This is a genomic window from Methanoculleus nereidis, from assembly GCF_032944295.1.
In the GTDB taxonomy this organism is placed as follows: domain Archaea; phylum Halobacteriota; class Methanomicrobia; order Methanomicrobiales; family Methanoculleaceae; genus Methanoculleus; species Methanoculleus nereidis.
The window spans coordinates 690,355-711,131 of record NZ_JABFFQ010000001.1 but is presented as its reverse complement, the minus strand read 5'-3'; the positions used below and the strand labels follow the sequence as shown (position 1 = coordinate 711,131).

19 protein-coding genes and 1 tRNA gene are annotated in these 20,777 nt (G+C 63.7%); 6 read left to right on the top strand and 14 right to left on the bottom strand.

The features are described 5' to 3' along the window. Window positions 1–68: 68 nt before the first annotated feature. Together HL657_RS03735 and HL657_RS03730 are read left to right on the top strand one after the other, a co-directional pair. Window positions 69–155 (top strand) — tRNA-Ser (locus HL657_RS03735). A gap of 175 nt (window positions 156–330) precedes the next feature. Next, window positions 331–987, top strand: a complete 657-nt coding sequence (locus HL657_RS03730; RefSeq protein WP_317295477.1) for a CDGSH iron-sulfur domain-containing protein — start codon at window positions 331–333, stop codon at window positions 985–987. Window positions 988–1,066: 79 nt separating this feature from the next. Here HL657_RS03730 and HL657_RS03725 read toward each other — a convergent pair whose 3' ends face one another. From HL657_RS03725 to HL657_RS03705, 5 genes are all read right to left on the bottom strand, one after another. Beyond that, complete coding sequence (locus HL657_RS03725) at window positions 1,067–2,215, bottom strand: CPBP family intramembrane glutamic endopeptidase (RefSeq protein ID WP_317295476.1); 1,149 nt, start codon at window positions 2,213–2,215, stop codon at window positions 1,067–1,069. 64 nt (window positions 2,216–2,279) lie between these two features. Beyond that, entirely contained in the window at window positions 2,280–3,491 is a 1,212-nt protein-coding gene (locus tag HL657_RS03720; RefSeq protein WP_317295475.1) for an MFS transporter, read from the bottom strand. 77 nt (window positions 3,492–3,568) lie between these two features. Beyond that, window positions 3,569–4,417: an aldo/keto reductase gene (locus HL657_RS03715; RefSeq protein WP_317295474.1), complete on the bottom strand. Its 849-nt coding sequence runs from the start codon at window positions 4,415–4,417 to the stop codon at window positions 3,569–3,571. A 272-nt stretch (window positions 4,418–4,689) separates the two neighbouring features. Beyond that, on the bottom strand, window positions 4,690–5,526 hold the full coding sequence (locus HL657_RS03710) for a cache domain-containing protein (protein WP_317295473.1): 837 nt from the start codon (window positions 5,524–5,526) through the stop codon (window positions 4,690–4,692). Between the two features lie 225 nt (window positions 5,527–5,751). Then, the gene (locus HL657_RS03705) at window positions 5,752–6,468 is read right to left on the bottom strand and encodes a small multi-drug export protein (protein WP_317295472.1); all 717 of its coding nucleotides are present in this window, start codon (window positions 6,466–6,468) and stop codon (window positions 5,752–5,754) included. Between the two features lie 111 nt (window positions 6,469–6,579). Here HL657_RS03705 and HL657_RS03700 point away from each other — a divergent pair, with 111 nt between their 5' ends. Then, complete coding sequence (locus HL657_RS03700; RefSeq protein WP_317295471.1) at window positions 6,580–6,846, top strand: hypothetical protein; 267 nt, start codon at window positions 6,580–6,582, stop codon at window positions 6,844–6,846. Here HL657_RS03700 and HL657_RS03695 read toward each other — a convergent pair. Then, a complete protein-coding gene (locus HL657_RS03695) occupies window positions 6,821–8,086 on the bottom strand; it encodes a hypothetical protein (RefSeq protein ID WP_317295470.1) in 1,266 nt (421 codons plus the stop codon). The genes HL657_RS03700 and HL657_RS03695 overlap by 26 nt on opposite strands. 119 nt (window positions 8,087–8,205) lie before the next feature. Between HL657_RS03695 and HL657_RS03690 the strand changes: the two genes are divergently transcribed. Together HL657_RS03690 and HL657_RS03685 are read left to right on the top strand one after the other, a co-directional pair. Next, window positions 8,206–8,754, top strand: coding sequence for a diacylglycerol/polyprenol kinase family protein (locus HL657_RS03690; protein WP_317295469.1), 549 nt, complete (start codon window positions 8,206–8,208; stop codon window positions 8,752–8,754). Between the two features lie 74 nt (window positions 8,755–8,828). Continuing rightward, the gene (locus HL657_RS03685) at window positions 8,829–9,509 is read left to right on the top strand and encodes a hypothetical protein (protein ID WP_317295468.1); all 681 of its coding nucleotides are present in this window, start codon (window positions 8,829–8,831) and stop codon (window positions 9,507–9,509) included. 14 nt (window positions 9,510–9,523) lie between these two features. Here the strand turns inward: HL657_RS03685 and HL657_RS03680 are convergent, their stop codons facing one another. The 6 genes from HL657_RS03680 to HL657_RS03655 all read right to left on the bottom strand — a co-directional run bounded on the left by HL657_RS03680 (window position 9,524) and on the right by HL657_RS03655 (window position 15,202). Then, window positions 9,524–10,507 carry a cation diffusion facilitator family transporter gene (locus tag HL657_RS03680; RefSeq protein WP_317295467.1) on the bottom strand — a complete coding sequence of 328 codons (984 nt, stop codon included), beginning with the start codon at window positions 10,505–10,507 and terminating at the stop codon, window positions 9,524–9,526. An 81-nt stretch (window positions 10,508–10,588) separates the two neighbouring features. Then, complete coding sequence (gene pyk, locus HL657_RS03675) at window positions 10,589–12,112, bottom strand: pyruvate kinase (RefSeq protein ID WP_317295466.1); 1,524 nt, start codon at window positions 12,110–12,112, stop codon at window positions 10,589–10,591. 90 nt (window positions 12,113–12,202) lie between these two features. Next, window positions 12,203–13,408, bottom strand: coding sequence for an energy-coupling factor ABC transporter ATP-binding protein (locus tag HL657_RS03670; RefSeq protein WP_317295465.1), 1,206 nt, complete (start codon window positions 13,406–13,408; stop codon window positions 12,203–12,205). After that, the gene (gene cbiQ, locus HL657_RS03665) at window positions 13,405–14,181 is read right to left on the bottom strand and encodes a cobalt ECF transporter T component CbiQ (protein WP_317295464.1); all 777 of its coding nucleotides are present in this window, start codon (window positions 14,179–14,181) and stop codon (window positions 13,405–13,407) included. The genes HL657_RS03670 and cbiQ overlap by 4 nt, the downstream gene beginning before the upstream one ends. A 32-nt stretch (window positions 14,182–14,213) precedes the next feature. After that, window positions 14,214–14,513: an energy-coupling factor ABC transporter substrate-binding protein gene (locus HL657_RS03660; RefSeq protein ID WP_317295463.1), complete on the bottom strand. Its 300-nt coding sequence runs from the start codon at window positions 14,511–14,513 to the stop codon at window positions 14,214–14,216. Beyond that, entirely contained in the window at window positions 14,510–15,202 is a 693-nt protein-coding gene (locus tag HL657_RS03655) for an energy-coupling factor ABC transporter permease (protein ID WP_317295616.1), read from the bottom strand. Before HL657_RS03655 ends, HL657_RS03660 begins: the two co-directional genes overlap by 4 nt. A gap of 132 nt (window positions 15,203–15,334) precedes the next feature. Here HL657_RS03655 and HL657_RS03650 point away from each other — a divergent pair, with 132 nt between their 5' ends. Further along, on the top strand, window positions 15,335–16,663 hold the full coding sequence (locus tag HL657_RS03650) for a cobyrinate a,c-diamide synthase (RefSeq protein WP_317295462.1): 1,329 nt from the start codon (window positions 15,335–15,337) through the stop codon (window positions 16,661–16,663). 51 nt (window positions 16,664–16,714) lie between these two features. On the opposite strand, the gene HL657_RS03645 is transcribed toward HL657_RS03650, so the two are convergent. Further along, window positions 16,715–17,338, bottom strand: coding sequence for a cupredoxin domain-containing protein (locus tag HL657_RS03645; protein ID WP_317295461.1), 624 nt, complete (start codon window positions 17,336–17,338; stop codon window positions 16,715–16,717). Window positions 17,339–17,797: 459 nt separating this feature from the next. Continuing rightward, window positions 17,798–20,539 carry a hypothetical protein gene (locus HL657_RS03640; protein ID WP_317295460.1) on the bottom strand — a complete coding sequence of 914 codons (2,742 nt, stop codon included), beginning with the start codon at window positions 20,537–20,539 and terminating at the stop codon, window positions 17,798–17,800. Between the last annotated feature and the right edge of the window lie 238 nt (window positions 20,540–20,777).

The following is a 20,777-nucleotide window of genomic DNA, read 5'->3' as shown; positions in this document are numbered from 1 at the left end:
ACAGAGGTTCCCGGCCCATGCCGGGAGCTACTATTAATAGAGTATCCCGCCAACTAATGATGCACATTGCTGAGGTAGTCTAGACCGGTAGGGCGCGGGCCTGGAAAGCCCGTGGGGCGTTGAGCCCCTCGGGAGTTCAAATCTCCCCCTCAGCGTTTTAAAACAGAGTCGATTCTTTTATCGGATCATTCACAGAGGCAGCTCTGCAGCTGCCCGTCACGATCCTCCGGGTTGTGCTGTATTATTTACCGTTTAGCCTGAGGACCGTCAGGTCCGCCCCCTTCACCCCACAGGTTAACATGCAGAAAAGCTCCCGTGGAGAATGATACCATGAAGATCCGGGTGAGCAGGAATGGTCCATACATCGTGACCGGGAGTGTCCCGCTCATGGTGATGGAGATCTCTCACGATGATGAGGGCGACTGCCGTTCATGGCAAAAGGTACGGGAGTATCCCCTGCGGGAAGAATATGCCCTATGCCGCTGCGGGCATTCGAAGAACAAACCCTTCTGCGACGGGACGCACGCGAAGATTCACTTTGACGGTACCGAGACTGCCGGGGATGAACCATATCTTGAGAACCCCACCGTCATCAGAGGGCCGGAACTGGAACTGGCCGATTATGAAGGGCTCTGTGCGCACGCACGGTTCTGCCTGCGGGCCGGGGGGATCTGGAACCTCACGAAGCGATCCGATACCCCGGAAGCCCGGGACACGGCGATAGATGAGGCATGCAACTGTCCCTCCAGCCGGCTCGTTCTCCGTGACCGAAAGACCGGTGAGGCGATCGAACCCGCTCTTGAAAAATCCGTTGTCGTGATCGAAAACCCCGCCAGGGGCGAACATGGGCCGCTCTGGGTCCGTGACGGGATCCCTGTCGAGTCCGCCGACGGGAGAACCTACATGATCAGAAACCGGGTTACCCTCTGCGGGTGCGGGAGATCGCGGAACAAACCGTTCTGCGACGGGGACCATATCGGGCATTGAGAGGAGGGTGTCCTCCTCCCGGCAGAGACATTTCGGGGCGAGTTCATTCTGAAAAAGGGTATCCCGCGAATCCCCTGTGTCAGATCGACATCCCGATCAGCATCATCGAGAAGAGCACCAGATCGTAGACGGTGTGCGTGATCGCTGACGTCGTTGTGTTCGTATACCGCCGGATATAGGCGAATATAATTCCCGCAAGGAAGACCGAGATGAGGCCGTCCCAGCTGTACTGGAACGCGTGGAGCGATGCAAAGAGAAGCGCCGGGAGGAGGATGCCGAACCGGGGCTGGAGCAGGCCGCGGATGCTCACCTCCTCGCCGAACCCCGCCGCGATGGATGCCACGACGATCCCGGGCAGGGTGAGCGTTCCGGCAAAGAGCAGGTTGACGGCCTCCATATCGGTGACCGGAAGGCCGAGCCAGCCCACAAGCGCGGCGAGCACCGGGTCGATGAAGTGAAACGCGGCAACGAGCGCGAGAGCCGCGGCAACGGCGAGAACGATCTGCTTCCCCGTCGGGCGGACGAGCCCGAGCCGCTCCAGGGTCTCGCGCCCCGTCCGCCGGACGCATGCCCCGGCGATGAAGAACGAGCCGATGAGCGTCCAGAAGAGGGTATAGGCGTTCAGCGTGACCGTCTCCGCGAGGAGGTCGCCGGACTCGAGCAGGAGGTCGAGGAACGGCTCCGAGAGGAAGGGCGGAACCCCCGCGGCAAGGAGCGGTACGGGCGGGATGAGGATCATCGCAAGGATGACCACGAGCGCGACCGTATGGAGGAGTGAGTCCGGGTCGAACGGGAGATACCCCGCAAGCCATCCCCGGAACCGGCGTGAGAACCCGATGAGGCTTGCGGCCCCTACCGCAAGAACGCCGAGGAGGAGAAGCGCAACCCCCGCGGCCAGGTCCAGGTCGACCGTCTCCGGATCGATCTCCCCGGCCCCAAGCGCCTCCGCCGGCAGGATTGCTATCACCCCGAACCCCGCCGCAACAGCCGCAAGCCCGGCCACCAGGACCAGGAGCCAGAGGATGGCGGCCCACCGGAACGCAGGGTGCCGGGTGCCGGCGAGATAAACGAGCATCGCAAGAATGACGAAGAGCGCCACATCGAGCGCCGAGGTGAGGAACGCCCCCGCTTCCCCTCCGACGTCCCCGAAAGCCGCGGCCAGGATAATGAGGGCGAAGAAGGCGATCAGCAGTTCGGGGGCGTGGAGGCGGCAGAATTTCAGCGGCATGATTTCCTCGGTCCGTTGGTCGGAGATGCTATCCCTGTTGGTCCGGCGGCATGATGAACGTAACTCACCGCCATCGAAGCCTCCCGACGACGAACCAGCCCAGGACCCCCATAACCGCGAGGACTCCCGCCTGCAGCAGGAATAACACCGGCAGCGGCCACCGGCCCGCAAGGACCGCTCCCGCGAACGGCCCGGCCGAGAGCCCGACGGAGAAGAAGGTGTTATACATGCCGTAAGCGGCGCCCTGCGATCCCCGGCCCCGGTAAATGCCGGCGAGGATCGGCATCGCCGGCACCAGGGCACAGCTCAGCGCGACCCCCAGCGCGAAGATTGCGGCGGCGGTGAGCAGGAGGGTCTCTCCCTGCATGGCGGCGACGAGCGCGGCCCCCGAGAGAAGGAGCCCGCCGCCGATGAGATAGCGGCTGCCCCCGTACCGATCGTAGATCCTTCCTGCAGCCGGCTGGGCGAGAATGGCCGCAACCGCCAGCACCGCAAAGACGAGGTCGATCGCCGCCGGGGACGCCGAGAAGGCGGCGTGCAGGTAGACCGGGAGGTAGGGATCGACGACGCCGTAGGTTCCGGAGACCGCGACGATCGCGGCCGCACAGGCGGCGAGCGGGAGGAAAGCGCCCCGGGGCAGCATAGGGGATCGAACCGGACCGCCTTCCTGCCTGCAGGTGCGTAACGGGACGGCGAGAACGAGCAGGCCGACAGAGGCCACCAGCACCGCCGGGACGAGGAAGGTCGCCATGTAGCCCGCGTATTCGAAGAGCAGCCCCCCGGCGACCGGCCCGAGGATCGTCCCGACCCCGACCGCCGAGAGAGCGATGCCCATCTTCTCCCCGAGCCGGGAGGGATGGCAGGTATCGGCGAGGAGCGCAAGCCCGGCGGACCAGGTGGCCGCGGCCGATACCCCCTGGACAGTCCTGGCGACGACCAGGTGCGTGAACGTGGTAGAGAACCCGAAGAGAGCCGTCGCGAGAGCGAGGAGGAGCATCCCGACCACGATGAGGGGACGGCGGCCCACCCGGTCGGAGAGGAGGCCCATGGGGATGGAGAAGATGAGGAGCATGGCGGCGTAAATCCCGAAGACGACCCCGATGACCTGTTCGTCCACCCCGAGCCGGGGTGCGTACTGCGGGAAGACCGGGATGAGAAGACCGTAGATCATCATGTCCATGAAGATGACGAGCACGACCAGTACGAGAATTGCGTCCGGCGATGCGGCAATGCGGTTCCTGAGTGCTCGGAGCCGGTGGGGCCCCCTGGTTGTCATAGTGATCTATCCTCTCCCCGGAGATTGGTGCCGCCGGCATATATCGATACCAGAATAGGGATTTTGCCGGGACCGCCTCACCAGAATCCCCGGTAGTACGCGAGCTCGCGGGCATAGGGGCGGAACGCTTCGACAAGCGCCGCCGCTTCGTCGTCGGGCAGAGGACCGCTCCGCCCGGCGGCGGCAAGCGCCTGCACCTCTGCAGGTGTCGAACAGCCGACGATCGCGACAGAGATGTCCTGGGCGAGGGCGTACCGGACGAGGAGTTCCGGTGTCACTCCTGCACCGGGGACGAGGTAGTTCGACCCGCCGAGCACCTTCATTCCGATGACTGCGACCCCCTGCTCCCTCGCGGCGGGGAGCGTCGAGGAGAGGAAACCCCCGAGCGCCCCCTCCACCGGGTTGACGGGCATCATTACAGCGTCGACCGGCCAGTTCTCGACCGCGTGCGAGAGGACATCCGGGTCGTGGTGCCCCGTCACCCCGATATGCCGGACGATGCCCCTCTCCTTAGCCTCGACAAACGCCTCGAGAGCGCCGCCCGCCTCCTCGATCTCCCGGATCTCGGAGAAGGTCCGGACGTCGTGGATCTGCCAGAGGTCAAGGGTCTCGATGCCTATCCTCTGGAGGGTCTCAAGGAGATCCATCTCGGCGCCCGCGTGTGCCCGGCTCGCCGACTTGCTTGCCTGGAAGATCGGCGCCCGGAGGTCGGGACGACTCACCCAGACCTCGCCATAGTAATCCTCGCTCCCCGCGTAGGCCTTCGCCGAATCGAAGTAGACGACCCCCTGATTAATGGCCTCCATGATGACGGCATTTGCCTCCTCGTGTCTCCCGTACGTCCTGAGAACCCCCTCTCCCCCGAGTCCGACGCACGTGACTTCCCGCCCGGTCTTTCCGAACCGGCGCATCTCCAGTCCCGCCATGGCCCACTCCTATCCGCGCCCGGCTATAAAAGGTTTCAGCCGGGGAAAGGGTTATCCGCCGCAGCCTCCACCGAGAGGCATATGCCGACAATCGTCTGGTTCAACATCCCGGCCGCCGACCCCGGCCAGGCGCGGGTTCTGCGAGGGATGGAGTATACTATTGGATTCAAAACTACGTACCTACAAAAAGGGGTAACCGGATCGGGAGGGGATCCCCATACACTCCCAGCAGCCCAATCCGAACAGCACGAGCAGCCCGTGCCGGTTATCTCTCACCCCACCGCCTGGATCACCGCCACGCGCCACTCCATCCCGTGGAGCCCGGCCGTCGTCCAGGTGATCTCTTTCTGCACCGTCTGCCCATCGGCAGTAAATTCGTAGGTCGCGGTGCCGTAACGCTCGTCGGCGACCAGGTGGGCCACGTCGAGCAGCTCGGGGTAGTCCGCGTAGAGTGGATCTTCAAATGTCATCTTCCCGATCTGGGCCGGGTCGGTGTCGTAGAGCACCCGCCCGTCCGTCTGGATGACCATCACCTGGTACGGGGTGCCGTTCGCCGCCGGGCCGGCGACGCCGGCGATCAGGTCGTCCGGCCGGAATACAGTGGCGGCGAACCCGACGAACCGGCTCCCGTCGGTTTCGTCATCAAAGATCGGTGCGGCGATGACCGTTGCCGGGAACCCTTCTACAACCGTGATCATCTCGCTCAGGATCGGCCGCTTCGTCATGAGGATGTGACGGACATGGCTCTGGTTCCGGATCTTCGTGCCCTCGGCATCGCGGTACGCCGCCGGCTCGGCGGCAACGATCGTGCCTCCCGCGTCGGCTGCCACGCAGTCGACGATCGACGGATCGGTGTCGGAGAGGTTCGCGAGGATCCCGCGAGCGTCGTCGCCGGAGAGACCGGTCTTCCCGAGGTCGTATGCGGCATACGCCAGGCGGTCGTCCAGATCCTCGAGCGCCTCGGTGATCTCGGACTGCAGGCGGATGAGGAGTGCCGCAGCGTCTCCGTCGACCGCGGCGGCACTCGTCGCCGCCGACTGATCCGCCACGCAACCGGCGACCAGGATCGCCAGGGCGGCGATGATGCATAGATATACGTGAGAACTCATCAGGATTCCCTGAAATGGAAAGGATGCCGGAAGGCATAATTACTGCTATTTCGGCTTTGTTGCCCCTCTCAGATTAGTCTCACGCGAAGGCGCGAAGACGCGAAGGGAACCACCAACACCGTTGCCAATTTCGCGTCTTCGCGTGGGGTCACATTACCACCTCTATTGGTAACTGAGTGCTATTCAGAGGTTGTGTGAAGCATTTCAACTGAGCCGCTATTTCCGTTACCTTGGCGTCCGTTCCCGGAGGCGTTTCTCGCGCAGTTTCAGGCTGGCGACGGCGGCAAGAACTGTGACGACGATCGCGGCCACAATGCCGATCCCGAGCGTCGGATTCTGGTGATAGATGTCCAGGAGCGCGTCGGAGCCGAGAGCGAGGGCGAGGCTGGAGGCAAGCGACCCGATACAGACGCATGAAAAAACCCGGTACATATCCAGCCCGAGCAGCCGCCCGAGGATTGCCCCGTTCATTGCTCCTGTTCCCTGGAGCGGGAAGAATACCAGAAGGATGAGCCCGATTGTCGAGAACCGCCGGAGCCAGGGCCGGGCATCGGTGTAGTTCCGGCCCGCTGTCATCCCGCTCTCGAGCAGGCGACCGATGAGCGGGATCTTCAGGGCCAGATCGAAGTTCCAGACGACGAAGAGGGAGACGGCCACATCCATGAGGACTATCGCGAGGGTGACGAGCCACCAGGGATAACCCATCATGATCGCGATGGGAATGATCGACTCCTTCCCGGCCGGTGGGAAGAAGTAGGCGGCAAGCAGCCCCGAGATTACGAGGAACTGCTGGTAGGGCTCGATCAGGTAGAGCGCCACGAAAATAGCCAGAGCGATGGCGAACGGCAGAATGAATTTTATGGGGCCGGCAAGGTAAGGGTTTGTGAGTAGGTCTCTCCAGTCCTCCGGTCCGGGTATATTGGTCGTATCGTCTGCGCTCATGGGTCGATCTCCGGCAGGGAGATACTCAATTCAGGTTGGGGTTTTGGGGTTAATACGTTATCTGCAGAGGTTCCAGCAGGTTCAAGTTCATGAAGCGCAAGGATAGGTAGCATGACCCCTGTCCCCGTCACCCGGCCGCCCCGCGTCCTCCCAGCTGTCGATGCCGGCACCCGGGAGAGCGCCTTATGCACGATCGCGAACGTCGCGACCGCGCTCGAGACCCTGCGCGAGGTGAGAAAGCACGTCCGCGGCGACCATAAGCGGCGCCTCGACGACGTCGCGGTGATCCTCCGGGTAGCCGCGCTCGATGCCCAGGCAACCTACGCGATCACCGACGAAGAGGCCCGGGCCTTCATCCGGGACTGCCGCTCGAGGTGAGGTCGCCGGGCAGCACCGGCTCAGTGAGGACGTGGGCGAAACGTTCCCACCGGTCCGTCCCGCTCCCGACGTAGTCACGGACGAGCCGGTATCCCTCGCTCAGGGCCACCGGGTAGGCCCGGAACTCCTCGATGAACCGGAGGTGGGCCTTCGCCGTCTCGGGGTCGAGAAGCAGGACGTCCTGGAGGAACCCGTACGCTTCCTCACGCGAGAGCGCACCGCCGATCAACCCGCGGGCCACCCGGGCATTCCCCAAGAGGACCAGGTCCATAGCCGCAGTGCTGACGGCGTCGACGAGAGCGGCATCGGACGGGTCGAACCCGGCCAGTGGGAAGAGAACCTCCTCCAGGAACCCCACCCGCTCAGAACCGGGAAAGATCATCTCCTCCCCAAGCCGGGCGGCTCCTTCGGCGACCGTCGTGAGCGGTGATGCGAGCGGGACGACCGAGTGCTCGATCCAGCCCCTGGCACGGACGAGGCCCGCTTCCCGGATCGCCCACATCGTGTGGTGGCCGGGGTAGCCCTCGCGGCAGGCGTAGGTGAGGGGGCGGTCGATGGTGACCGGCAGGTCGGCGCTCACCCGGACGAGGCTTGTCCCGTCCCCGAGGTAGCGGTTGCAGGCTTCCCACGGCTCCCCGGTGACATACGCGGCCTCGAGACGCACCCCCGCCGGGAGCGGCAGATGTTCAGCGGTCCGGCGGCGGCTCTCGGCAAATGCGGCTGCAAAGACCTGTTCCAGCCGATCGGGCGGGATGATGAACGAGTCCATGAATGTCCGGTAGCGCCCGGGAAGGTCGCCGGTCCCGGGGAGGTCGGCGTCGAGTGCTGCGTGCAACCCCTCGTACCAGGCCGGCTCGTCCTCCGGCGCCGCGACACCGAAAAGCGCCTCCGCTTCGGCATCAAAGGAGATAGTCATCCCCGCGAGGAGCCCGGCGCGGGCCTCGAGCGCCCGGACCATGCCCTGGAGACAGGCGTGGCGCATGCGACCGGCGCCCTCCAGTCGATCGGGATCGATCCGGTCCAGGGTCGCGAGGAGATCGGCGGCGTACCCGGCAACACGGTCCGGCGGGACCGTGACCATGAGCGCCTCCTCCCGCACCGCCGCCGGACCGAAGTACGCCTCAACGAAATTCGGATCGTGCACCCCGAGCCAGAGCGCGCACTTGACATAAAACCGTGCGACGGCATCCAGATCCCTGGCCTCGGCAGCGCTTCCTCCGGTATGATTGAATGATTCCATCTGTCAGTTCCTGGAGGATGTATGCGTTCTAAGAGTAATTAATCGGCATGATTTGCCTCCGCTCTTCCCCGACCTTGCCTGCAGAGGGTTTAACCGGTCCGGCACCAACCTCTGGTGTGATGAACGAGTCGCTCCGGCAGGTCGTCCACCTCGTCTTCGGTCTCGGGATCGCGGGTTTTGTCCACCTCTTTGACCGCAACCTTGTCCTCTCGGCACTCGTGCTCACCCTCTTCGCGGGGTTCATCCTCTCCGACGCCATCGCCCGGGGCTACACCATACCGGTTGTTTCAAGAGTCATCGCGGGTCTTGAGCGGCGGGACGCTGTCCCGGGCAAAGGGGCGCTCTTCTTCGCGCTCGGAGCCCTCTTCTGCCTGGTCTTCTTCGGTAAAGAGATCGCTTTCATCGGGCTCGTGGTGCTCTCGCTCCTCGACAGCGTCACCACCCTCGCCGGCGCCCGATTCGGCAGAACCCGGATCTACAACCACAAGTCTCTGGAGGGGACGCTTGCCGGGATCGCGGTGACGGCGATCGTTCTCTGTCTTCTCGTCCCGCCGCCGATCGCCCTCACGACGGCTGCGGCCACGGCCCTCGCCGAACTGGTGAGCCCCGTGGACGACAACCTTGTCATCCCGGTCGTGGCCTGCCTCGTTCTTGTGCTGCTGCTATAAGTGCGTTGAACCGCCCGGTTCGATTATTGTATAAAGGTCCATCCCGATCTCTCTATCACCAGAGGTGAAGATCGGTGAAGCGCATCATTGCAGCAGCCATGATCGTCTTCCTCCTTCTCCCGGGATTCGCGGCCGCCGCTTCCGGGAGCTACGGCAGCCCGGGGGGAGAGCAGGTCGGGAACGGCGAGACGAACACGACACCGCGAGGAGAGCAGCGGGTGAGGGCGGAGGAGAATGCAACCTCTAGCGCAGAAGAGAGCATCCCTGACCGGGAGCGGATGAGGATAGGGGAGAACGAGACCTCCGGGGACCGGGTGCGGGCTTCGGAGAATACGACCCCGCAGTGGGAAGAGAATGTTCCAGACCGGGACCGGGTCCGGCTCGCCGTCCACGCCCTGCTCGGCGCTGAGAACCGGACCGGCGGCATAGGAGAGAACGTCTCCGCCATCGCCCGGGAGATCAACAACTCGGTCCAGAAGACCTTCGAGGCCGAAGAGCAGATCCGGACCCGGCACGCCTTTATGCGGTTCCTCTTCGGGGGTGATGCACAGGCCGCACGGATGATCGAGGAGGAGGCGCAGCAGAACCGGGAGCGCGCCACGGAACTCCGGCGCCTGGTCGAGAACTGCACCTGCGACGACGAGACCCGGACGATGCTCCGGGAGCAGGTCGGGACGATCGAGCAGGAGCAGGACCGGCTGAGAACCCTTGCGAGCGAAGAGATGCAGGTTCGGGGCCTCTTCTCCTGGCGGTAGGAATCCCTGGCCTTTTACTCCTCTTTTTTTGACCTCCCGCAGAGGGCGAGCCGGTCGCACTCCGGGCAGGTGGTGAAGACCCCGCAGGAGGCGCAGTCCTCGCCGGTGCAGGGCTGCACCCGGATCGTGACGTTCGCCCGGGGGAACTCCCGCCGGATATCGTCCTCCACCTGTTTCACGATGCCATACGCCTCCTCGAGGGTCGCGGTCCGCGGAACGACCATATGGAGATCCACAAACCTGTTCGGCCCCGACCGGCGGGTCCGGAGCCGGTGGAAATCGATGACGTCCGTGCAGTACCCGCTGATGATCTCCCGGATCCGCGCCTCCTCGTCGGCGGGGAGACTCCGGTCGACGAGATCCTCGAACGAGCGCCGGATAAGGTCGAATGCCGTCCGGAGGATGATGGCGGCGACCACGAGCGCGATGAGGGCGTCAAGGACCACCAGACCCGTCAGCCGGATCAGGACAAGCCCGACGACGACCCCGGCGGAGGTGTAGACGTCTGTCCTGAGGTGCCAGGCGTCGCTCTCGAGCGCGATCGACTCGGTCTTCTTCGCCACCGTCATCAGCCGGGAGGAGACGTAGAAGTTCACCCCGGCCGAGAGCAGCATGACGGCGATGCCAAGCCCGAGCCCCTCGACGTTCAGCGTTCCTTCCCCGCCGAGGAGATTTCTCACCGCTTCGTTGATGATCAGGACGGCGGCCGCGAGGATCAGGACCGCTTCGAGGAGCCCCGATATGCTCTCGTACTTCCCGTGCCCGAAGGTGTGGCACTCGTCGGGAGGCCGGGCCGACTGCCTGACCGAGAAGTAGGCGATGACAGCGGCTATCAGGTCGATGGCGGAGTGGATTGCCTCGGATATGATACCGACCGATCCGATGGCGAAACCGACGGCAAGTTTCGCCACGACCAGAAGTGTGTTCGACGCGACCGAGAGACGTGCGGTCTTCTCTTTCAGAACGCCATCCTGTTCTCCCGGAATGATGGCTTCCATGATTGATGAGTGTTCGCCCTCCACCGGGATAGGGTTTGCGTGCCGGAGGATCCCGGAGGGATCTCCGGAGGGCATTCCCTCTCAATCGACCGTCAGGATGATGAGCGAGTCGGTCCCTTCCCGCCCCGGGGACACTCCTTCGGTCAGCACCACGCGCTCCCCGGGCTCGATAAGCCCCGAGTCCCGGATCGAGTCGAGAATCGCCCCGTGCCAGTACTCCTTCTCGCTCCGGATCAGGAACGGGCAGACTCCGTATGAGAACGCCAGGAACTTGAGGGTGCTCGGGTTTCGGGTGAACGCGAGGATCCAGGCCTCGGGTTTGAACCGGGAGATGTTCCTCGGTGTGCTCCCGGAGCGGGTGGGTGTCAGCACGTACCGGATGCCGAGCGCGTCCAGCGCTTCGATGACGTTTAAGGAGACGACGTCGTTGACGGTGATCTCTTCCCGCCCCTTCCCCCGCCGGAAGTAGTCGAGCGGGGCGCACCCTGCCCCGACGCTTGCGCGTTCTTCCTCGGTCGAGCGGGCGATCTTCGCCATCATCGCGACTGTCTCGACCGGGTACTTCCCGATGGACGTCTCCTCGGAGAGCATGACGGCGTCCGTCCCGTCGAGGATGGCGTTCGCGACGTCGGTCACCTCCGCCCGGGTCGGCCGGATGTTGTCGGTCATCGACATCAGCATCTGGGTGGCGGTGATCGCCGGCCGGCCGAGAATGTTGGCCTTCTGGATGATCCGCTTCTGCACCGCGGGTACCTCCTCGATGGGAGTCTGGACCCCGAGATCGCCCCGGGCAATCATGACCCCGTCGGCCTCCCGGAGGATCTCGTCGAGGTTTGCGAGCGCCTCCTGCCGTTCGATCTTCGCGATCACCTTGATGGACTTCCCGGACCGCGCGGCATACTCCCGGGCCTTCCTGATCTCCTCCGCCCGCTGGATGAAGGATATGCTGAAGGTGTCGAGCCCCTCGGCGAGTCCGAACTCGATGCACTCGAGGTCACGTTCGGTCAGGGCGCTGACCGCGAGGATCCCCCCGCCACCCACAAGGCTCATCCCCTTACGCGAGAGGAGGGGGCCGCCGACGACCACCATCGCCCGGACAGCACTCCCGGCAACCTCGTCGACCCGGATCTGGAGGAACCCGTCGCTGAGGAAGATGGTGCCCCCCGGCGAGACCAGCTGCGGGAACTGCTCGAAATCGACAGGGATCACGGAGGGGTCGTCCGATGCCGGGGCAGCGACGAGGGTGACGGTCTCGCCCTTGTGGAGCATCATGGGCTCTTCTGCGAGCATGCCTACCCGGATCTTCGGCCCGGGGAGGTCGAGCAGGATCGTGACCGGGAGGTCCGCATCCTCCGCGGCGGCACGGATGTTTTTGATGTTCTCCCGATGCTCGTCGAACGATCCGTGGGAAAGATTGAGCCGGGCGACGTTCATGCCTGAGAGGATCATCCGGGCGAGCACCTCCCGGGAGCGTGATGAGGGCCCGATGGTACAGACAATCTTCGTTTTGTGGTCGGGCAGGCACATCCACTTCCGTTTCACCTGCTCCGATATCTGCTGCAGCACCTGTTCGAGCATCATGGGGTACCCAAAAGGTACCGACATCGGATTAACCTTCGCCCGGCGACCGCAGACCTCCCGGAAAAACGAATGTCCAGCGCCTGCCCGTCCATCCGAGCGACATTCTGCTCCCTTTTACTCCGGGATGCTCTCCCTGACGGGTCCGGGGCTCGCCTGGTCCTGCACGGGGATCACCGCGAGCGCCTGCCCGCTCTCGGCACTGTATTCCCCGATACGGTGGCGGACGTGTTCGACCATACCCCCGGTGGTGATGATGAGCGAGTTCTCCCCGATGAGGGCTTTTAAGATGCACTTGTCGATGACGCCGTAGGTGTAATCGAGGAGGATCCGCTCCCGGTTGGCGAACTCTTTCGCGCGGGTGCCCATCGCCCCGACATGTTCGACCGTTCCCTGCTCGATGAGCCGCAGGATCGCGTCCCCGCCGGTCCGGTCGGCGTTGCAGAGGTAGATTGTCCCGGCCCCGTCCCGGGCCGGTGCGTGGCCGTGCATCTGCCGCTCGATCCGGTCGGTGAACTCGAGCACGCTTTTCGGGGGGACGCCCCCGTCGATGACGCCCCTGAGATCGAGCTCGTTGTAGAGGTCGAGGAGGGCGGGGGGTTTCAGCCGGGCGGCTGCGAGGAGGGCGTGGTCCGAGAAGACCTCTTCGGGTGGACCCCTGGCGAGCACCCGTCCCCGTTCCATCAGGAGGACCGAGTCGGCCCAGCGGTAGGCGAGTTCGACGTCGTGCGTGGATATCAGCACCGTCCGGCCGCCGGAAGCGAGTTCGTCGAGGAGTTCCATCACCTCCTCGGAGCTTGCGGGATCGAGGGTGTTCGTCGGTTCGTCGAAGACGAGCACCTCTGGTTCCATCGCGAGGATTCCGGCGATGGCGACCCGCTTCTTCTCGCCGCCGGAGAGGTGGTGGGGCGGCCGCCTCTCGTAGCCCCGGAGCCCCACGTAGCCGAGCGCATCCCCGACCGCCCGCCGGACGGCGTCGGGAGGAAGACCGAGGTTCACCGGCCCGAAAGCCACGTCCGCTTCAACGGTCGGGGCGATGATCTGGACGTCGGGGTTCTGGAAGACGAACCCGACCCGGCGGCGGAGATCACGGAGGCTTCTGTTATCGTAGGCGAGCGGTCTGCCGCCGAAACGGACCTCCCCCGAGGCGGGCCTGAGCATGCCGTTGAGCATCAGAAGAAGCGTCGACTTCCCGGCACCGTTCGGGCCGACGAGGGCGGTCTTTGAGCCGGCGTCGATCCGGACGCTCACCCCGGCGAGGGCGGCGGGGCTGTTCTGGTAGGTGTAGGTGACGTTGTCGGTTTCAAGCAGCGGTGTCGTCATACGAGTACCGGACCTCCGGTAGAGAGCGAGACGCCGAAGACGGCCGAGAGATAGAGCAGGGCCGTCGCGAGGGCGGGGATTGAGACCGGCCGGGAATCGGCGGGGATGCCGAGCCTGCCGTCGTAACAGCGTGCGTCCATCGCGAGCATCAGGGCTTCGCCGCTCTCCCAGGTCCGGATGAAGAGCACTCCGGCAAGCATCCCGAAGGACTGCACCGACTCCCGGAACCGGCCGTAGCCGAGACGCATCACCTGCGAGCGGTAGATCTGGCCGGCCTCCTCGATGAGGATGAAGATGAACCGGTAGGTGAGCAGGGAGAGATCGATGAAGGCGGCGGGCACCCGGAGTCTCCGGAGGATGTCGAAGATCTCGGTCATCGGCGTCGTGAGCGCGATGAAGTAGAGCGAGCACATGCCGCCGAAGACCCGGGTGAGGAGGAGAAGGGCGAGGTTCGCGCCGTCCGCCGTGACCGCGAGGGGCAGAGCGGGGACCTCGAGGAGCACCGCCCCGCCTGCGGTGATGAAGAGGATCACGGCGATGCTCATCACCGAAAACGAGACCGGGACGAGGAGAAGCCGGGCGTAGAACCGTGCCGGGATCTTCGCGAGGGCGAGGATGGCGGCGCTCATCGTGGCCGCGACCAGCAGGGGTGCGACGGGGCCGGGCGACGAGACGCAGAGGAGGATGCTTGCGAGCCCGATGAAGAGCTTGAGTCCCGGGTTCGTCTCCCGCAGACCGTTTGTCTGGGCAAAGTCTTCGAGCACCTCGTACATTCTCTCACCCTGTTTGCCGGATTACCAAAAAATCAGGCGGTTCTCCTGCTGCCTCGCCAGTAGCCGAAGACGTAACCGATGATCACGGCGCCGATGGCGGCCTGCAGGGCGAAGAGGAGCGACTCGACCTCCCCGCTCGGGGGTGCCCAGAGGGGCCCGGTCCAGGGCTCGTAGCCGGAGGCTTCGATGAGTCCGGCGGCCTCGCCGTCCGCCCCGCCCCATGCCTCCTCCCCGTCGCCGAGGGTGGCCTGGATCGCGGCGTCCTGGAAGAGAAAGACGGCGGCAAAGACGACGATGAGCGCGGCGACCGCGAGCTCCATCCCATACTTCATGCTGCGGCCTCCCGGAGTTTCGTAACGGTGCTCTCGGAGAGGAGGTTTAAGCGGGTGAGGATCTCGGGCTTGAGCTGGACGATGTACTTGAAGACGAGCATGATGACCGCGCCCTCGATGATGGCAAGCGGCACCTGGGTGACGGCAAAGATTGCGGCGAAGGCTGAGAATGCCCCGAGGAACCCGGCGGTTCCCGGGAAGGCGAGGGCGAGCTGGACCGAAGTGACGACGTAGGTGACGAGGTCCGCGAGGGCTGCAGCGCAAAAGACCGTCGCGTAGGTGTTTGCGCCCGCCCGGGTCCCAGCCTTATAAATGAAGTAGGCGACGGCCGGCCCTGCGATCCCCATCGAGAATACGTTTGCCCCGAGGGTGGTGATCCCGCCGTGCGCGAGGAAGACCGCCTGGAAGATGAGGACGATCAGCCCGAGGACGGCGGCGATGCAGGGGCCGAAGAGGACACCGCCAAGTCCGGTCCCCGTGGGGTGGGAGCAGCTCCCATTGAACGAGGGGAGTTTGAGCGAGGAGAGAACGAAGACGAAGGCGCCTGCGACGGCGAGGAGCGGCAGGGCTTCCCGTTTCTCCTGCACCAGTTTGTTGAGCTGGTACAGTCCGATAACGATGAAGGGCAGGGAGACGAAGAACCAGATCTCCCACCAGGGGCTTGGTAAGAATCCTTCCATGATGTGCATGATATCACCTATGGACTGCAGCCGCGTCGGCGGCACAGTCAAACATGCTTGTTGTAAGGCAAATTTATTTGATTTAAGTGGTTGTCGCAGGTCATATTTATCTTCTGCGGTATTCAACACTACAGGAACGTTATGCGCCAGATTCCACGAGTAATCGTCGCGGGAACCCACAGCGGCTGCGGCAAAACCACGCTTGCAAGCGGCCTGATGGCGGCGCTCGCCGCCCGGGGACTCGCCGTCCAGCCCTTCAAGGTGGGCCCGGATTTTATCGATCCTACGCACCATTCGGCTATCTGCGGCCGGACCTCACGCAACCTCGACCCGTTCATGATGGGGGAGGCAGGCGTACGGGAGACGTTCGTCCGATCCTCTGCGGGGGCTGATCTCGCCGTCATCGAGGGTGTCATGGGGCTCTACGACGGTCTCGAAGGGACCGATATCGCGAGCACAGCGCACGTCGCAAAGATCCTTGACGCCCCGGTCCTTCTCGTAGTGGATGCAGGGGGTGCGTCACGGAGCGTCCATGCCATGGTCCGTGGCTATGCGGGGTTCGACCCGGCCGTCCGGGTCGCCGGGGCCATCTTCAACCGGATCGGGAGTTCCCGCCACCTGGCCATGATCGAGGAGACGAAAAGCCTCCCGATCTACGGGGGAGTCCCGCGGCGACAGGATCTCGCGGTCGAAAGCAGGCACCTCGGGCTCGCGATGGCAGCCGAAACCGGGGCGATGGCCGGGTTCGGTGCAGTGGCAGAGGAGGCGTGCGACATCGACGGCATTATCGATCTCGCCCGGTCGGCCTCATCCCTGGCGCCGGCGGAGAACCCCGGCCGGTCTGAGGCTGAGGTCCGGATCGGCGTCGCACGCGATGAGGCGTTCTGCTTCTACTACGCCGACAACCTCGATCGCCTCACGCGGGCAGGGGCGGACCTGGTCTTCTTCTCGCCGATGACGGACAGGCTCCCGGATGTGGATGCCCTCTACCTCGGAGGAGGCTACCCGGAGCTTCACGCGGGGGCGCTCGCTGCCTCACGGTGCCGGGAAGACATCCTCCAGGCGGTCGACGACGGCATGCCGGTCTACGGCGAGTGCGGCGGACTCGCCTATCTCACCGAGCGGCTCGCAACTGACGAGGGTGACTACCCGATGGCAGGTGTCTTCCCCGCAGCAACGGAGATGACGGGCCGTATCCAGGCTCTCGGCTACGTGGAGGCCCGGGTTGTCGGCGCTACACCGGTCCTTGCACCGGGGTCAGCCTTCCGGGGCCACGAATTCCATTATTCACGTCTCGACTGTGCTCCCGACGCACGCTTTGCCCTGGAGCTCCTCCGGGGCCGGGGGATCGACGGCGGCCGGGACGGGCTTATCACACAGAACGCGGTCGGGCAGTATACCCACGCCTACTTCGCAAAGGGATTCGCCGAAAGACTGGTCGAGGCGGCCGGGGCATACCGGCGATCGTAAGGGGGTCCGCAAGGCCCCCCTACGATTACCGCCCGACGGGAAAAAGGAGGATCAGGTGGTTGTATTGGCGGTGACGATGACCGTCCCGGTGGACCCGGACGTCTGTGATTGGTAGGTGTAGTTGCCCACGGTAGTGAAGGGGTAACTGTACGAATCGCCCGGTTGGAGCAGATCGGAGCTGAAGAACGACATATCCCCAGTCCCCGTTACAGTCTGGTTCGACGAGGCGTCGTTTGTCCATCCGACCGTGGTGCCGGATGGAACGGTGATCGTGTTCGGCACGAAGCCACCGTCGGTGATGGAGACGATCTCGTCAGCAACGGCTGCCGCCGGCGGTCCCGGCGGGGTCTCTGTCGCGCCCGCGGGGGTCGTCGCCATCGGGGTTCCGTCTCCCGCCGGTGTCGTCGCCGTTCCTACCGGTGTCTCGGTCCCCACCGGGGTTTCTGTCTCCATCGGCGTTGTTGCCGTTGCCATCGGTGTCTCGGTCTCCATCGGTGTCGTCGGCGTTGCCATCGGGGTTTCCGTTTCCATCGGGGTTTCTGTTTCCATCGGGGTTTCGGTGAGTCCCGGTGTTGTGCCAGGGGTCACCGTTTCGTTCCCCTCTGGCTGCACACACCCTGCGATCATGATGCTCGCGATCACCATGAGGGCAAGGATACCAAACATGCTCTTCATGTGGTGGACGATGCTTCTTGGCGTAAATAAACTTTACCCCGGTTCTGAAGACGAAAATGGAGAGCGGAAACCCACCTCCGAACAGCTACGCCAGCCCATCCCGGGATCCCGCATCTTCTCCTGACCCTTGGGCCTGAAGCCCTCATAGAGCATTCGGAAAGCCGCTATAGCGGCCGCTACGCTCACATTGAGGTTCCCAGGTCAGCACCCCCGGTCCAGGTCGGGCCGCCCCGGATCGATGGTGAACGGAGTGGCAATCTCGCCCCGGAGCGTTTCGATGAGTCCGGTGGAGAGGGCGCCGCACCGGCAGGGCTGCCATCAAGAACCTGTTCCGTCACCGTGGCCCTCCGGGGCTGTATCAATCGCTCCCGGCACTCGCGCAGGCTGCTGTGAAAGGCCGGCAGATAGACGTGAGAGCCGCTGCTTGCCGTCGGCAGGCAAAAAAAGGGTTGGGTTGGATTACTTCCGCATCATGAAGAAGTATCCGGCCGCTACGATGATGACGACAACCGCGAAGATCGAGAGGATCATCGTCATGGGCAGCCCTTCGCCGGGCTGCTCACCGGGCGGCGTTGTGGTCTGCGTCGCCGGGGCCGTGGTCGCGGTCTCGGTTGGGGTGACCGGCGTCGTCACGGGCTCGGTGAAGAGCGCGAAGGTGCTGAAGTGAGTCACCGTTGCTGTCACGGTCTTCGAGCCCGGCGAGACGGTTACCGGGAGGTCCTCCCAGAGATCGGTCTCCGGGTTGTACCACTTCACCGTCAGCTGGTTGCCCGGGAGGTAGAGAGTCTCCCAGACATCGTCGGGGATATCGAACGTCAGGGTGATACCCGGTTCGAAGGTGGCACCTGCAGGTCCAGCCTCATAGGCGTAGCCGGCGAACTGGAAGACTGCTCCGGTCGGAGCCGCCGGGACATCGCTGCCCGTGAGGGGTTTGAGGCTGATGCTGGAGAGCGGGTTGCCGTCTGCGTCGAGTGCCTTCGTGCCGATCGGGATGAGCAGGCTCCCGACGTTGTCCTCGGCGTTAACCCTAATGGATTTGAGGACGGTTCCTGCGCTGTTGGTCAGCAAGGTGCCTGTCGTGGTGTAAGAGACAGGGGCTTTGCTGCTGCCGCCGCCACCGCCGCCACCGTGGTGGGGAGGAGCGGTGGGCGTGGGCGTCACGTGCGGAGTGATGGTGAGCGTATGCTGCCCGTAGGCCTGCATCGTGCCGTTGGCGCTCTGCCCTACCATGTAGACCTGGTAGGTGTCGGGTTCAAGGCCTGTCGTCGAGATCGTGGCCTGGTTGGTGTTCGCCACTACATACTTCCCGCTGCTCGGGCTGACGTAGACATTACCAGCGAGCTTCTGGGTTGCGGCGATACCGTTGTAGGTGAGGTTCAGGCGGAGCGTATCCCTACCGAGCGTCGACATGTCGATAAGTGCGTTGCCGTCATAGGCGACGTTGCGGAGAACAACCACGCCGAGACGCTCACAGGGTGTATCATACCTGAACTGCGCGGTAAAGGTCGCGTTCTGCTGCACACTCGTGGGGGTGATCGCGCCCTGGTCAGGGCTCTCCATTACCATAATCGGCATCGCGCCGAGGAGACCGATCCGGTCGCCGTCCATGGCGATTGCAGCAAGGGCGTAGTCGCCGGGAGCGGGCGTAATTGCCGTCAGGCCCTGCGTACTCAGCCGGTAGCCGGTGTGCAGGTCCACCTGGTTATCTGGGTGGCGCAGCGTTGCCGAGATGTTGCCCGCGTTAGTGATGTTGTTTCCTGAGTGTTCGGGTATGGAGATTGTGCCGTCGTCATCCACCGTGACCTTCGCCCAGCCGCCATCGATGAAGATGTAGGCAGCCTTCTTGATAAGTTCGGTGTAGTTGACCGAGTGCATGCCGCCTCTTCCGCCGCGGATCAGCTCATCAATGTACGACTCGTTTGCCTCACCGAGGACGAGGGTGGCATTGTGGACGTGCGGCACCTTCACCAGGAAGTCGAGGTCCGTGTTCGGATCGAGAACCCAGGCATTCTGGTAGGTCTCGCTTCCGGAAATGGTTTTGTTAGCGTTCTTGTCCACGACCACATAGGTGTCGGGGGTGACCCAGCCGACGTTTGTAACATTCTTTTGCAACTGGTTCAGGGTAGGGAGGGTTACAGTGCACCCGTAGAGGGTGATGGAACTTACCGCAGTCCTGCTGACATCCTTCACCGCAGTGTAGGTCGTGTCGAGGCCGGAGACCTCGCCCACCTTCGTCGAGTTCACCCAGATCATGTAGTCGTAGTAGAGGTGGAATGCGCGGCTGTCGTAGTTGCCCGCACGGTCGTAGGCGCGGAACGCAAGGTCGCGGTTTCCGTCATCTATCTGGATGGTATCTGACCCGGAGGCGTCGTCGCTGGACCAGAGAACCTCGCGCGAGTTAACGTCCATGAGGGTGACATTCTTGAAATACCGATCGGTGGCAACCCATGTCAGGGTAAGATCCTCCTCGGCCTCGATGTAGCCGTCACCGTCACTGTCAGTGATCGTGAAGGAGTTGATCACCGGCGCGGTGGCGTCGAGCGTGAATGTCCAGTTGAGGCACCGCTCATCGCCGAAGTTGTCGGTTCCGCTGACGTTCACCCAGTACTCGCCGTCAACGAGATCGTTGGGCAGGTCGCCCTTCGCGTAGTCGGTGGTGGTATCGAGGGTCAGCCGCGTCGGCCCGTAGGTCGCAGAGCCGAGGTACATCGTGATGGGCTCGGTCTTGTCTATCTGGGACATGAACGCCTGAGCCTGGGCCGGGGTGGCATTGATGTAACCGGTCGGCTCGGGATTCGAGAAACCGACGTCCACGACGTTGATGACCTGTGACGAGGTGTTGGTGTTCCCTGCGTCATCGGTCGCGGTGACCGTCAGGGTGACGCCGTCCTCAATCGGCCAGGTGACCTGTTCGCTGAAGGTACAGGTCGGGGCCAATCCGTTGAGCGTGAGATCGTACGTGACCGCTGCATGGGTCGTGTTCTTCAGGGTTGCCTGCGCGGTGCCCATCCCACCGACATCGTAGATCGTCCCGGCGATGTTGAACGTGGGCGAGACAGTCACCGGCGTGGTGATATTGATCACCGGGAGCACTTCATCCTTGGTGGAGAAGGTGGCGTTGTGGACAGCCGTAACACTCAGATAGTCATCAGGCGGGAGGTTTACACTACTAACGACAGAGGGAACAAGTCCAACTGTCATTACGCTTCCATCGTTCACCCTTGCCCTAAAGGTGATGTCCCATAGCCAGGTCTCAGTAGGAATTCCCACATCATTCGCAAGCTGAGGAGAGAACCCACTTGAGAGATCTCTTGGTGTTACTCCAGAGCCTGCCTCAGGATTCCTGACAAACGTTGTAGCTTCGGCAATGGACTCATTATAGAATACAGATAACTCCAAGCCTCCTACAGCGGGATCGTACGAGCCATTGAGGAAGATG

What these genes read in the sequence shown, in the direction of transcription:
- HL657_RS03730 (WP_317295477.1), top strand. Translation starts at nt 331, where the DNA reads ATGAAGATCCGGGTGAGCAGGAATGGTCCATACATCGTGACCGGGAGT.
- HL657_RS03725 (WP_317295476.1), bottom strand. Translation starts at nt 2,215, where the DNA reads ATGCCGCTGAAATTCTGCCGCCTCCACGCCCCCGAACTGCTGATCGCC.
- HL657_RS03720 (WP_317295475.1), bottom strand. Translation starts at nt 3,491, where the DNA reads ATGACAACCAGGGGGCCCCACCGGCTCCGAGCACTCAGGAACCGCATT.
- HL657_RS03715 (WP_317295474.1), bottom strand. Translation starts at nt 4,417, where the DNA reads ATGGCGGGACTGGAGATGCGCCGGTTCGGAAAGACCGGGCGGGAAGTC.
- HL657_RS03710 (WP_317295473.1), bottom strand. Translation starts at nt 5,526, where the DNA reads ATGAGTTCTCACGTATATCTATGCATCATCGCCGCCCTGGCGATCCTG.
- HL657_RS03705 (WP_317295472.1), bottom strand. Translation starts at nt 6,468, where the DNA reads ATGAGCGCAGACGATACGACCAATATACCCGGACCGGAGGACTGGAGA.
- HL657_RS03700 (WP_317295471.1), top strand. Translation starts at nt 6,580, where the DNA reads ATGACCCCTGTCCCCGTCACCCGGCCGCCCCGCGTCCTCCCAGCTGTC.
- HL657_RS03695 (WP_317295470.1), bottom strand. Translation starts at nt 8,086, where the DNA reads ATGGAATCATTCAATCATACCGGAGGAAGCGCTGCCGAGGCCAGGGAT.
- HL657_RS03690 (WP_317295469.1), top strand. Translation starts at nt 8,206, where the DNA reads ATGAACGAGTCGCTCCGGCAGGTCGTCCACCTCGTCTTCGGTCTCGGG.
- HL657_RS03680 (WP_317295467.1), bottom strand. Translation starts at nt 10,507, where the DNA reads ATGGAAGCCATCATTCCGGGAGAACAGGATGGCGTTCTGAAAGAGAAG.
- pyk (WP_317295466.1), bottom strand. Translation starts at nt 12,112, where the DNA reads ATGTCGGTACCTTTTGGGTACCCCATGATGCTCGAACAGGTGCTGCAG.
- HL657_RS03670 (WP_317295465.1), bottom strand. Translation starts at nt 13,408, where the DNA reads ATGACGACACCGCTGCTTGAAACCGACAACGTCACCTACACCTACCAG.
- cbiQ (WP_317295464.1), bottom strand. Translation starts at nt 14,181, where the DNA reads ATGTACGAGGTGCTCGAAGACTTTGCCCAGACAAACGGTCTGCGGGAG.
- HL657_RS03660 (WP_317295463.1), bottom strand. Translation starts at nt 14,513, where the DNA reads ATGAAGTATGGGATGGAGCTCGCGGTCGCCGCGCTCATCGTCGTCTTT.
- HL657_RS03655 (WP_317295616.1), bottom strand. Translation starts at nt 15,202, where the DNA reads ATGCACATCATGGAAGGATTCTTACCAAGCCCCTGGTGGGAGATCTGG.
- HL657_RS03650 (WP_317295462.1), top strand. Translation starts at nt 15,335, where the DNA reads ATGCGCCAGATTCCACGAGTAATCGTCGCGGGAACCCACAGCGGCTGC.
- HL657_RS03645 (WP_317295461.1), bottom strand. Translation starts at nt 17,338, where the DNA reads ATGAAGAGCATGTTTGGTATCCTTGCCCTCATGGTGATCGCGAGCATC.
- HL657_RS03640 (WP_317295460.1), bottom strand. Translation starts at nt 20,539, where the DNA reads ATGACAGTTGGACTTGTTCCCTCTGTCGTTAGTAGTGTAAACCTCCCG.